Origin of the sequence: Polaribacter cellanae (genome assembly GCF_017569185.1) — a bacterium.
Lineage (GTDB): Bacteria > Bacteroidota > Bacteroidia > Flavobacteriales > Flavobacteriaceae > Polaribacter > Polaribacter cellanae.
This window is the reverse complement of sequence record NZ_CP071869.1, coordinates 360,040-374,057: the sequence shown is the minus strand read 5'-3', so window position 1 is coordinate 374,057 and position 14,018 is coordinate 360,040. Positions and strand designations below refer to the sequence as shown.

General features: G+C 31.5%; 6 protein-coding genes. 5 read left to right on the top strand and 1 reads right to left on the bottom strand.

From position 1 onward, the window contains the following. Positions 1-142 precede the first annotated feature (142 nt). A complete protein-coding gene (locus J3359_RS01655) occupies positions 143-439 on the top strand; it encodes a hypothetical protein (protein WP_208079022.1) in 297 nt (98 codons plus the stop codon). A 12-nt stretch (positions 440-451) separates the two neighbouring features. Here J3359_RS01655 and recG read toward each other — a convergent pair whose 3' ends face one another. Beyond that, the gene (recG, locus tag J3359_RS01650; RefSeq protein WP_208079021.1) at positions 452-2,566 is read right to left on the bottom strand and encodes an ATP-dependent DNA helicase RecG; all 2,115 of its coding nucleotides are present in this window, start codon (positions 2,564-2,566) and stop codon (positions 452-454) included. A 191-nt stretch (positions 2,567-2,757) separates the two neighbouring features. Here recG and J3359_RS18565 point away from each other — a divergent pair, with 191 nt between their 5' ends. From J3359_RS18565 to J3359_RS01630, 4 genes are all read left to right on the top strand, one after another. Then, entirely contained in the window at positions 2,758-9,273 is a 6,516-nt protein-coding gene (locus J3359_RS18565; protein ID WP_208079020.1) for a DUF8693 domain-containing protein, read from the top strand. Positions 9,274-9,420: 147 nt separating this feature from the next. After that, positions 9,421-10,632 (top strand): RsmB/NOP family class I SAM-dependent RNA methyltransferase, encoded by a 1,212-nt coding sequence (locus J3359_RS01640; protein ID WP_208079019.1) that lies wholly within the window; start codon positions 9,421-9,423, stop codon positions 10,630-10,632. A gap of 71 nt (positions 10,633-10,703) precedes the next feature. Then, positions 10,704-12,884: an endonuclease gene (locus J3359_RS01635; RefSeq protein WP_208079018.1), complete on the top strand. Its 2,181-nt coding sequence runs from the start codon at positions 10,704-10,706 to the stop codon at positions 12,882-12,884. After that, positions 12,884-13,984, top strand: a complete 1,101-nt coding sequence (locus J3359_RS01630; protein ID WP_208079017.1) for an endonuclease — start codon at positions 12,884-12,886, stop codon at positions 13,982-13,984. The genes J3359_RS01635 and J3359_RS01630 overlap by 1 nt, the downstream gene beginning before the upstream one ends. Positions 13,985-14,018 lie beyond the last annotated feature (34 nt).

Here is a 14,018-nt window from a genome sequence, read left to right as displayed (position 1 = left end):
AACAATTATTTAACAGTTTTAATTTTAATATTTAAATTTTTAATTGTTGTATAAATTGTTACACTTGTAAATTATTAATATTTATAAAAAATATTTTTATTTTTGTAGTACTATTATTTCAGTCATTTTTTTAATATTACTTATGAAAAAGATATTATTTTTTACAGCAATTTTAATCGGTTTCAATACAGTTGCACAGAGTAAAAAAATAGTTTTAGGCTCAAAAGCAAAAAACTATAAATACTGGAAACATAAAAAAGTATCTACTGTTATAAAATTAAATACACTAAAACATATAGATTTAAAAGGCTCTGAAGCAAAAAATCTAAAAATTTGGAATCGAAAGAAATCTGAGACTAAAATTGTTTTAGCAAAAAAAACAAAAATTAGAAAATTAATAGGTCCTAAAGCAAAAAACCACAAACCTTGGCAAAATTAATAGTGCTACCAATTAACTTATATTCGACCAAATCTTAGACGATTTGGTCATTTTTGTATATGCTTGTTTTATAGGTATGTTTTTTTCAAGAGACAAGTTACTATCTTCTTGTAAAATTGAAATTGCTGTATTTCTTGCAGCTACTAAAATTTTAGAATCTTTTACAACATCTGCAATCTTCATATTTAAAACACCACTTTGTTGTGTTCCCATTAAATTTCCAGGGCCACGTAGTTTTAAATCTACTTCTGCTATTTTAAAACCATCTGTAGTTTCTACCATTGTTTTTAATCGTGTTTTGCCTTCTTCAGATAATTTGTAACTCGATAATAATATACAATAACTTTGGTCTGCTCCTCGCCCAACTCTTCCTCTTAACTGGTGTAATTGAGAAAGTCCAAAACGTTCTGCACTTTCTATAATCATAACACTTGCATTGGGCACATTTACACCAACTTCAATTACAGTTGTTGCAACCATGATTTGAGTTTCACCTTTTACAAAACGCTGCATTTCAAAATCCTTATCTGCTGGTTTCATTTTTCCATGCACAATACTAATTTGATATTTTGGCGAAGGAAACTCTCTCGAAACACTTTCATACCCATCCATTAGATCTTTATAATCCATGGCTTCAGATTCTTCAATTAATGGATACACCAAATAAACTTGTCGCCCTTTCGCAATTTCATCTTTCATAAATTTAAATACAGATAATCTGTTGCTATCAAAACGATGTATCGTTTTTACTTCTTTTCTTCCTGGAGGTAATTCATCTATTACAGAAATATCTAAATCTCCATAAACAGACATTGCCAAAGTTCTTGGAATGGGTGTTGCTGTCATTACTAAAATGTGGGGAGGAAGAGAAAAACCTTCAACCTTTCCTCCTTTTTTCCATAATTGTGAGCGCTGTTTTACCCCAAATCTATGTTGCTCATCAATAATAGCAATTCCTAAATTTTTGAATTGTACTTTATCTTCCAACAAAGCATGTGTTCCTACTAAAATATGAAGCATTCCATCTTCTAAACCAGCATGAATTTCTCTTCGTTTTTTGGTTTTTACAGAACCTGTAAGAATATCGACCTTAATATCCATTCCTTCTAAAAGTTCGGAAACTGCTGTGTAATGCTGATTTGCCAAAATTTCTGTTGGTGCCATAATTGTTGCTTGAAAACCATTATCAATCGCTAAAAGCATGGTTAACAAAGCAACAATTGTTTTTCCAGAACCAACATCTCCTTGTAAAAGACGATTCATATGTGTTCCTGTAGCTACATCTTTTCGAATTTCTTTCAATACTCTTTTTTGAGCATTTGTTAACTCGAAAGGTAACTTTTCGTTATAAAACTGGTTAAATACTTTACCAACGGTTTCAAATATAAATCCTTTATTTTTTGTTTTGTTGATGAGTTTCTTACGCAATAATTGTAATTGGATAAAAAAAAGTTCTTCGAATTTTAGTCTATTTTGTGCTTTGGCTAAATTTTCTTGACTTTTAGGGAAATGTACGTTTAACAGTGCATCCTTTTTTTTCATCAATTTAAAATCGTCTAAAACTTCTTGCGATAAACTTTCTTGAATTCCATCGTAAAACTGTTGTAATAAATTCTGAATATAATTACGCAACATCTTATTAGAAATGCCAGAATTTGTTAATTTTTCTGTGGAAGAATACACTGGTTGCATTTTGGTTTGCAACTTTTTCTTGTACTCTGTTACCAGTTCTATTTCTGGATGTGGAATGCTAAAATTACCATTATAATGGTTCAATTTTCCATAAACCACATAAGGTTCGTTAATTTTAAGTGAATCCTTAATCCATTTTTGCCCTTTAAACCAAACCAATTCCATCGTTCCAGAAACATCTTGGAAAGTTGCTACCAATCTGCTTCCTCTCTTTTGAGCGACAGATTTTATACGTGTAATTTTCCCCACAATTTGAACTTCCGAGGAATTGGGTTGCAAATCTTTAATAGCATAAAACTGGGTTTTATCAATATATCTAAAAGGAAAAAAATTTAATAAATCATTACAAGTTTTTATGCCCAATTCTGTATAAATCAAAGCAGCTCTTTGTACACTTATTCCTTTAATATATGTAATTGGGTAGTTTAAATTCAATTTTCTTAATTTATAATATATTACAAAAATAAAGAGAATATAGTAAACTTTATACAAACATTTTTGTGTAAGTAAAAACCACTTACAAGTTTATTACGTAAGTAATTATGTGACTTAAAACTAATTATAGGGTCTAATATATCAAAGAGAATTACTATTTTTGTTAAATAAATAAAATTATGGCTAATTGTATGAAAAAAAAATTACATAAACGAATAATTAATTTAAAAAAAATAAGCTTTATAATAATCGCTTTTTTTTCAATAAATTCTTACGCACAATACTTACATAGTAGTTGTAATGATAATGCTTCTAATTTTATTTGGAGCAAAACGCCTTCCGGAAATAATGATTTCGATTGGACAGATGGAGATTTAATCAAAACACTAAATAATGTAGATGGTAGTGGTGTTAATATTACCTATACATTTTCTGGAGAAACAGGAGATTTAGAAAAATGGCGAAATAGTACCTCTACTACAAATTCTCCTGCTGTTGGTGCAGATGCAGAACCAACTGAAACATTACAGTTTTATACAAATGGTTTTACTACTGGTGCAGGTATTACCATTACAATAACTTTTAGTACTCCTGTATATGCTGTTGGTTTCGATTTATTACACGTAAATAGTTCTAATCCTAATGGAGATAAATATACAATTAAAGCTACAGATAATTTTAATAATACCATTTTTCCAACTTTTACAAATTCAGTCAATGCCACATATACATCCGATGAAAGTACTGGTATTATAGATTCTAACAATGTTTCTACTATTGGTGATAACGATAATATAGGTATTAATTTTTCTGACATAGATAAAATAAAATCTATTACAATACTTTGGCAAGATTGCAATAGTTGTACTTTAGGTGCTTTTCATGGTTCTGGTATTTCAGGATTAACATTTTGTAAAGATTTTGTAGACGGAGACAACGATGGTGTACCAGATAATGTAGATATAGATAACGACAATGATGGTATTTTAGATATTACAGAAGGAGCTTGTCCAGGTGTTGCTCTAACAACGCAACCTAGTAGAATAAATAATGCTGGAGGTTCTACTGGTGCTGTACAAAATATAGACGTATCTTCTTTAGGGCTTTCTGCTGGAGATTTAGTTACCGTTAGTAATGTTCGTGCAAGAGGAGATATAGATGGTGGCGACCCTAATGAAAATTTTAGCTTAAGTTTTAATGCAGGTAGACCAGATGCTGTTACAAATACTAACCTACAAGTACCTAATGGTCAATGTAGTACTAATTTAGATGCTGTATCTCCTTTTGTTAATAGAACATTAACTGTATTTGATATAGGTGGTGTTCCGAGTATTACCATACAAGCAACAACTGATATTGGTGTTGGTAATTTTTGTGCAGGTAATTTTGCTTTAGAATATACAGTAGAAATAAATTGTGTAAATTCTAGAGATACAGATGGAGATACAATACCAGATTATTTAGATTTAGATTCCGATAATGATGGTATTCCAGACAATATAGAAGCGCAATCTACAAATAACTATATAGCACCAACTGGTTTAGACTCAGACAAAGATGGTTTAGACAATGCCTATGACACTACTCCTACAGGAGGTTCTACAGGAGTGGGTTCTCTTGGAATTACTCCAAAAAACACAGACAATACAGACAATCCAGATTATTTAGATTTAGATTCCGATAATGACACTACTTTTGATATTATAGAATCTTCTGCAACACCACCAGCAAACTTAGGAGGTAAAGTTACAGGAGCTGTAGGTACTAATGGGTTATTAAATACCTTAGAATCTGCAGACGATTATTCAGATCCTAATGGTTCATTTGATAATACACAAACAGACAATTTTACGGATTCTGATGCAGATGTTACAACTGGTGGAGATGTAGATTACAGAGATATACCAGGTGTCGACTCAGATAATGATGGTATAGTAGATGGAGATGACTTAGATGATGATAATGATGGTATTTTAGATACAGTAGAACAAAATGGAAATGTTATAAGAGATACAGATGGCGATGGTATTGCAGATCATTTAGATTTAGACTCAGATAACGATGGTATTCCAGACGTAATAGAAGCTGGTGGAACAGATGCCAATAAAGATGGTAGAGCAGATGGTGTCGTAGGTACAACCTCTACAACTAAAGGTATTCCAAGCTCTGCAAATACAGGAACTACCCCAAGAAACGAAGATACAGATACTATACCAGATTATTTAGATATAGATGCAGATAATGATGGTATTCCAGACAATATAGAAGCACAAACTACAAGTGGTTATGTGGCACCAAGTGGTAAAGCTAATGGTATTACAGACATAAATCAAAATGGTGTAGATGATAATTACGAAATTGGAACCAATATAGGACTCACTCCAGTTAATACAGACAATCAAGATAACCCAGATTATATAGATTCTGATTCTGACAATGATTCAATAACAGATATTAATGAAAACGGAGACTCAAATTCATTGCAAAATGCAGATACAGATGGAGACGGTTTAGATGATAAATTTGATAACAATGACGATTCTACTGTATTAGGAACAACTGTTAATGATGGTGTTGGTGCTGGAGACATAATAACAAATACTGCAGATATTGTAGATGCTTATTTAGATACAGATAATGATATTAGTACTGGTGGAAATATAGATTATAGAGACGTTTCTGGATTAGACTCAGATAATGATGGTATAGCAGATAAAAATGATTTAGACGATGATAATGATGGTATTTTAGACAGCGCAGAAACCACATGTATTGCTCCATATACTGGTAGTAACCCAACATTTAGTAGTTTAGAATATTTCAAAAACGGAGCAAGTGTAGCCAGCCAACCCAATTATCCATACACCAGTGCCATTGATGGTAATATTGGAGGTGATGCAGAAACAGATTATAGTTTTAATGCACAAGTATTAGATTCTGCAGTGTTTACTTTTAAAGAAATTTACAGCAATATAAATACTAATTTAAAGTTTTATAATGATGCAGGAGGAATTGGAAATAACGAAGGGTGGAGATCTATAACAGGCATTAAAGTTTTTGATATTGATAATAATGAAATTTATTCGAGTGGTGCTTTCGATTTTGGAGCGTCAGGAGATTCCAACAACATTTACGATTTTAATTTAGGAAATTTAAAAAATGCAAAAAGATTAGTCTTTTACAACATTGCCAACAGAACAAATTTTGGACGATCAATTAGGGAAATGCTTGTATTACCTGGAGGTACTTTCTCTACATGTGCTTTTAAAGATACAGATGGAGATGGCATTTCAGATCATCTAGACTTAGACTCAGATAATGATGGTATCCCAGACGTTATCGAATCTGGTGGCACAGATACTAATAGAGATGGTAAAGCAGATGGTACAGTAGGTACAACTACTTCTACTAACGGTATTCCTAGTTCTGCTAGTACAGGAACTACCCCAAGAAATGCAGATACAGACCTGCTGCCAAATCATTTAGATATAGATGCAGACGATGATGGAATTCCAGACAATATAGAAGGACAACCTACAAAAGGTTATATAGCTCCTAGTGGTATTGGTACAGCTATAACAGACGCAAACAATAATGGAGTAGATGATAATTATGAAACAGGAGGTTTTATAGGTTTAAATCCCGAAAACACAGATGGTGTAGATACACCAGATTACATAGACACAGATACAGATAATGATGGTAATTTAGACATTACAGAAAACGGGGTTGGTGTTCCAAATATTTTATCTGGAACAGATACAGACAACGATGGTTTAGACAATAATTTTGATGATAATGACGACACCAGCATTACAGGTTTTACTGTAAACGACAATCACAACCCTCCTGCTCCAGCTAATTTAGGAGATGCAGATAATGATGTAAATAGTCCTTTTGGAGATTTAGATTATAGAGATATAAGAGGCCCACAAGGAACACCAATGATTACACAAGTATATCAATTTGGCACAGAAAAATGGATAGAAATTACAAATATAAGTTCCACAAATCCTATTGATGCGAATTTGATTAAAGTTCAAATGTATAAAGATAAAACAGGAGACTTAACAGATGTAATTCCAGATGTTACATTTACTATCCCAACCATATTAGCTCCAAAAAAATCTGTTTTATTTAAAAACTCAAACAACATTATTACAAATATAGATGGTGATGCTACAGTTATAAATAATAATATTATAACAGATATAAAAGATGGTAACGACATTATAACGCTCTCTCCTAGCATACTAAAAACATCTTGGGCAGATAGATATGATGTTATTCGAAACTTTCCTAATAAAACCTCATTTGTTAGAATAGACGAAACCCTAACAACAAACCCCAATTATACACCTAACGAATGGGTAGTTTTTATAGACGATGCTTTAAGCCCATACACTTTTTTAACAGGTACAGCTGCAGAAAGACATCCTCACGATCCTTTAATTTCAGAAATTGCGAGTTCTAATACAAATGCAAACACATTATTAGGATTACACAGAATAGAAAAAACGATTTACAATGGAACAAGCTGGAACAATGGTTTTCCTGATAGATCTAGATATGTTTCTGTAAATGGGAATTACAAACACGAAAATGTAAGATTAAGTGCTCGTAAATTAGAGGTTTTAGGCGCTAATATATTATCATTAGACAATCAACCTTTAATTGTAACGAACAATGTTAACATTGCAAACAATGCAGAAATTCGTTTGATTGGGAATAGTCAATTGGTACAATCACATACTGGTGTAGCCGATATTACTGGGAATGGAAAATTATATGTTGAGCAAAATTCGGATTTAGCAAGTATCTACAGATATAATTATATGAGTTCTCCAGTAACTACTTTAGGTAATTCTACTTATAGTGTAGAAAGTGTTTTTAAAGATGGTACAAACCCAGTTACACATACAGGTGTTGTTGGACAAGGCACTTCTAATATTGCTAGAAATATAAATTTTGTAGGTGGCTTCGATGGTAGTGTTGGAACCCCAATAAATATTGCAGATAGATGGATTTATACTTTCGCAAGTTCAAATGGAACAAGAGCTAGTTGGGTTAAAAAAGCTAAAAATGGAACAATTGCACCTACAGATGGTTTCATTTTTAAAGGGCCTGGTGTTGCACAAAACTATACATATGTTGGTAATCCTAATGATGGTGAATATACAACCTCTGTTGGTGCTAACGAATCTTATTTATTAGGAAACCCCTTCCCCTCTTCATTAAACGGTTTAAAATTTATAAAAGATAATTTAAACTCAATTGATGGAAGTTTGTACTTCTGGCAACATGTAGGAGAAGAAAGTACAGCAGAAGCTATTGACGGGCATCGTTATGCTGGTTATATTGGTGGTTATGCAACTTTAAACCTTTCTATGGGTGTTACTAACGTTAGAAAACCCGCTGTTGGCGCTTATAACATTACCATAGAAGCAGAAAATGCAGATACTAACGGAACCACAATTGCTGGTAATTCAAATAATGTTGTAACTTTAAATAACAACAGTAGCTATATAGAGTTTAAAACCATTACCAGAGCAACAGATAAGTTAGATTTAACGTATGTAGCACCTTCTGGTAAATCTATAGAATTACGTGTGAATGGCAATGTTATAAATACATACAATTTACCAGCAAGTTCAAATTATACAACATTTACAATAAATCACTGTATTATTTTTGGAGCCACAATTCGTTTAGAAGCACTTAATGCAAACCAATTTTCTCTAGATAATATTATTATTAGTGATGATGATGGAGATATTTCTTGTGCACCTTCCTCTGGTACAGATGCTTCTGTTTATAAAACTCCTGGAACTTACGTACCAATTGGTCAAGGTTTCTTTATTGGTGGAGATTCTAATGGTGGTCCAATTGTATTTAACAACAGTCAAAGACAATTTGTAACAGAAGCCTCAGGAAATGCTGTATTCTTTAAATCTGCTAAAAAAGCGAACAAAACCTCAAACGATAATGGAGATTTTAACAAACTTCCTTTAATAAAATTAGGTATGGACTTTGTAAATAGTGATGGAGAAAGTTTACATAGGCAAATTGGTGTCTCTTTCAGCCAAAATAATACCTTTAATTTCGATAAAGGTTACGACAGTCCTATTTACGATTTAAACGAAACAGACATTTATTGGAAATTTCCAGATAATAGTAATAAATACGTAATCGCTGGTATTCAAAATATTTCTAATGATTTAGAAATACCTTTTGAAATTGTAATGAACTACGATGGAACGAACATTCTAAAGATAGATGACTCTTTTGGAATAAAAAGAGAAATCTTTTTAAAAGATAAATTAGAAAACAAAACCTATTCTTTATCTAATAATAATGAAATTGCTTTACAATTAAAAAAAGGAACCTATTCAGGAAGATTCTTTATAACATTTAAACAAGAAAATGTATTAAGTACAAATGATGTTAACACTCCATTAAGTAAAGAATTTACCCTCTTTTTAGATAATGATAATAAGGAGTTGGTACTTCAAAATAATGCCAATTTACAGATTCGTAAAGCAATATTATTTAATTTATTAGGTCAAAAAGTTGCTTCGTGGAACACATTTAAAACTTCATTTGAAAACAGATTAAAAGTTAAAAATTTATCTGAAGCTATTTATATTGTAAATATTCAAACAGATAAAGGTTTAGTTAGTAAAAAAGTATTTCTTGTAAAAAAATAACGAGAATTATAAAATTGATAAAAAGCCTTAAAACTTAAAAGTTTTAAGGCTTTTTTCTATGTAAAAAATGCAGTAATAGATATCTAAAAGCAACACCCAAAATACCTTTTATTTCTCGTATCTTTGCATTCGATTTATAATTGAAAAATGAGATTACATAGAAATTTAACATTTGCTGTTATCGACAGTATTAGAGACATATTTAACGAAGGAGTTTATGCAGACAAAGCTGTAGAAAAAGCCTTAAAAAGAGACAAACGTTGGGGAGCAAGAGACCGTAAATTTGTTGCAGAAACCATTTACGACATTGTTCGTTGGAATCGTTTATACGCAGAAATTGCAGAAGTAAAATTACCTTACGATAGAGATAATATTTGGCGTTTATTTTCTGTATGGTGTATTTTAAGAGGAATTGCACTACCAGATTGGAACCAAATTGGTAATGTACCAGAAAGAAGAATTAAAGGGCGTTTTGCGGAATTGTCTAAAACAAGAAAATATAGAGAATCCATTCCAGATTGGATGGACGAACTTTGTGTTACAGAATTGGGCGAAAAAGTTTGGACAAAAGAAATTAAAGCTTTAAACGAACAAGCAAAAGTAATCTTAAGAACAAATACCTTAAATATTTCTAAAGAAATTCTTCAAAAGAAATTACATGCAGAAAATGTAATTACAGAATTTGTGCCAAACCATCCAGATGCTTTGTTACTTCCAGAAAGAGCGAATGTTTTTAAAACAGAAGCTTTCCACAATGGTTTTTTCGAGGTACAAGATGCTTCTTCTCAATTAGTGGCTGCGTATTTAGACGTAAAACCAGGTATGAAAGTGGTTGATACTTGTGCAGGTGCTGGTGGTAAAACCTTGCATTTATCAGCATTAATGGAAAATAAAGGACAAATAATTGCGATGGATATTTACGAGAGTAAGCTTCGTAAATTAAAAGTTAGAGCCAAGAGAAACAAAGCACATAATATAGATATGCGTGTGATAGATTCTACAAAACCTATTAAAAAATTATATGGCAAAGCACACAGAGTTTTAATAGACGCACCTTGTTCTGGTTTAGGCGTTATTCGTAGAAACCCAGATTCTAAGTGGAAATTACAACCAGAATTTATAAACAATATTAAAAAAGTACAACAAGAGGTTTTGCAACAATACTCTAAAATGGTAAAACCAGGAGGAAAAATGGTGTATGCCACTTGTTCTATTCTACCTTCAGAAAATCAAGATCAAGTTAATACTTTCTTAACATCGGAAGCAGGAAAAGAGTTTACTTTTGTCTCAGATAAAAAAGTGTTCGCACACATATCTGGTTTCGACGGGTTTTACATGGCGCTCTTAGAAAAAAAATAATTTTATAAAAATTGCTACTTATAAAGTTTTATTGCTGAAAAGAAAATGTTAAAAAAATATAATACAAAACTATGATTCGTAAAATCATTCCTCTTTTTGCATTTCTATTATTTGCATCTTCAATTTTCTCTCAAGAAAGTTATTATTCGGATGTAAATTTAAAATTAACTGGCATTTCTTTAAAAGAAGAATTAGCCACTAAAATTATAAGTACCCACACGCAGTTTTTATTTTACGACCAAATTTGGGATGCTAGTAAAATTACTGACGTAAATCCAGAAAACAATACACAAGTATTGCTAATTTATGGTTATGAAAATGGAACAGATTCGGATGTTACAAATGATAGAGTTCGCGAAATAGACAAAAATGGTGGCGCTCCAGGAGAATGGAACAGAGAACATGTTTTTTCCCGATCTTTAGGAGTTCCTAATTTAGGAACCTCAGGTCCAGGATCAGATGCACATCATTTAAGACCTGCAGATGCACAAAGAAATTCATCTAGAAATAACAGAAAATTTACTGCTGGTAATGGAAATTCTGCAGCACAAGCAAACACGGGCTGGTATCCTGGAGACGAATGGAAAGGAGATGTCGCAAGAATGGTTATGTATTTATATGTAAGATATGGAAATCGATGTTTACCAACGAATGTTGGTTTTGGAGACAACTTGGCTACTCCAGACGATATGATCGATTTATTTTTACAGTGGAATGTAGAAGATCCTGTATCAGATTTCGAAAGGCAACGAAATATATATCACGAAAATACATCCAATCAAAACGCACAAGGAAACAGAAATCCTTTTATAGACAACCCAATTTTAGCAACTAGAATTTGGGGTGGTGCAAAAGCAGAAGATACTTGGGGTATTTACACCAATAACGATACACAACCACCAACAATGCCAACAAATGTAGTGGTAAACAATGTTACTACTTTTTCTGTAGACGTTTCTTGGAATGCTGCAACAGACAATACAGCTGTAACAAGTTACGATGTTTTTGTTGACGGAAATTTACGAAAAAACACAACAAATACAAACACGACAATTACAGGTTTAAATTCTGATACTTCTTACACAATTGCTATTTTGGCAAAAGACATTGCAGAGAATAAATCCACAAAAACAACTCCTGTAAATACGAGAACTCTTGTAGATAATGAAGCTCCAACAATACCAACAAATATTGTAATTGGCAACGAAACTGGGAATACTTTTAAAATTACTTGGAATGCAAGTACAGACAATACAGCTGTAACTGGTTACGATGTTTTTATTAATGATGCTTTTCTAGAGACTACTACAGCAACAACTTCTACAGTTACCAACTTAGCAATATCTACAACGTATAAAGTACAAGTATTGGCAAAAGATGCTGTTGGTAATAAATCTGCATTGTCAACCCCAATAAATGCAACTACAACAGATGGAGTTACAACAACTGCAAACGAATTATTTTTCTCAGAATATTTAGAAGGTTCTTCAAATAACAAAGCATTGGAAATTGTAAACTTAACAAATGTAGATATAGATTTAGGCGCATATAGCATAAAAAGACAAAGCAATGGAGGTTTAAATGGTGCAGAATGGGCTGGGGAAATTTCTTTATCAGGTAAAATAATAAAATCTAAAGATGTTTTTGTAATTGTTAATGAAGCTTCTGGAGAACATACTGCAAGTAAATCTCAATTTGCTAGAGATGCAGGCGACTATTTAATTTCTATTGCAGATTCTATTAGAGTACATGATGGAGATACAAATTTTGGTGAACCAATTAACTTTAATGGTAACGATCCTGTTGGTTTATTTAAAAATAATGTATTAATAGATATTATAGGTACTTATAATGGTGGTACTTCTAATAATTTTGGAAAAGATAAAACTTTAAGAAGAAAAAGTGGTGTTACACAACCAAATACTGCTTTTGATCTTAATAATGAGTGGGACATCTTTCCGAAAGACACAGCAGACGATTTTGGGAAATATTATAACGTTTTAAGCACAGAAAATTTCTATTTAGAAAATTTACATTTTTACCCAAATCCTGTCGAAAATATTATAAATATAGAAAAGACAGGAAATTATAAGATAGAAAGTTTATCTATTTATAACGTTTTGGGTAAAAAAATAACTACCATTAAAACGATTTCAAATAAAATTAACCTCAGTTTTTTATCAAAAGGAATATATATTCTTAAATTTGAAGTAGATAATAAATTGTATGCTACAAAATTCATCAAAAAATAATGAAACAAAAATTACTTTTTTTAATTACCTTTTTAACTATTTCTCTTGGTTTTGCACAAATTCCTAGTGGATATTATAGCAATGCAACAGGAAGTGGCTACACACTAAAAACACAGTTAAAAAGTATTATTTCTAATGGTCATATAGATAATGGATATGGAGCGCTATATGATGCTTATGTAAAAACAGACAACGATTCTTTTTACGAAAAAGACAATACCGTTTTAGACATGTATTCAGAAAATCCATCTGGTGCAGATGCATATAACTACAATCACAAGCAAAGAAATTGCGGAAATTATAACTCGGAAAACGATTGTTATAATAGAGAACACATTTTCCCACAAGGTTTTTTTAACAAAAGAACGCCTATGAGAACAGACATCCATCATGTAGTTCCTGCAGATGGTTACATAAATGGACGAAGAAGTAATTATCCTTTTGGTGAAGTAACTTCTGCTACTTTTACCTCTAATAACGGTTCTAAAATTGGACAAAATACTTTTGGTAATCACTCAGGTACTGTTTTTGAGCCTATAAACGAATTCAAAGGAGACATTGCAAGAATGTTACTTTATTTTGCAACGCGTTACGAAGATGAAGTTACTTCCAATTCTTGGGATGCACCCAATGCCTCTGTAAACAACCCTTTAAACGGAACCAACAATCAAGTTTACGAAAATTGGTACATTCAATTATTATACAAATGGCATACACAAGATCCTGTAAGCAATAGAGAAATTGTTAGAAATAACGAAGCTTATAAATTTCAAGGAAACAGAAATCCTTTTATAGATCATCCAGAATATGTAAGCGAAATTTGGAGTTCTGTACTTTCCATAAAACAAGAATCTTTATTAGAAGATATTTCTATATACCCAAATCCAAGTACCATAAATAGAATAACAATTACAATTCCTAACGATTTAAAAATAAATGCTATTGTTTTATATAATGTAATTGGTGCTACGATTTATAAAACTACAAATCCAACAATAGCAAATCAAAAAATAAGAATTAAAGACCTAAAAAAAGGTTTTTATATTTTAAAAATATCTAGTGACACAAAAAGTTTATCGAAAAAAATTATCATTCAATAATTTTGTTAATAACCTTCTTAAAAAACTCGCAAAT

Excerpts from the sequence above, each read along its gene's own strand:
- J3359_RS01635 (WP_208079018.1), top strand. The coding sequence starts at position 10,704 with ATGATTCGTAAAATCATTCCTCTTTTTGCATTTCTATTATTTGCATCT.
- J3359_RS18565 (WP_208079020.1), top strand. The coding sequence starts at position 2,758 with ATGAAAAAAAAATTACATAAACGAATAATTAATTTAAAAAAAATAAGC.
- J3359_RS01655 (WP_208079022.1), top strand. The coding sequence starts at position 143 with ATGAAAAAGATATTATTTTTTACAGCAATTTTAATCGGTTTCAATACA.
- J3359_RS01640 (WP_208079019.1), top strand. The coding sequence starts at position 9,421 with ATGAGATTACATAGAAATTTAACATTTGCTGTTATCGACAGTATTAGA.
- J3359_RS01630 (WP_208079017.1), top strand. The coding sequence starts at position 12,884 with ATGAAACAAAAATTACTTTTTTTAATTACCTTTTTAACTATTTCTCTT.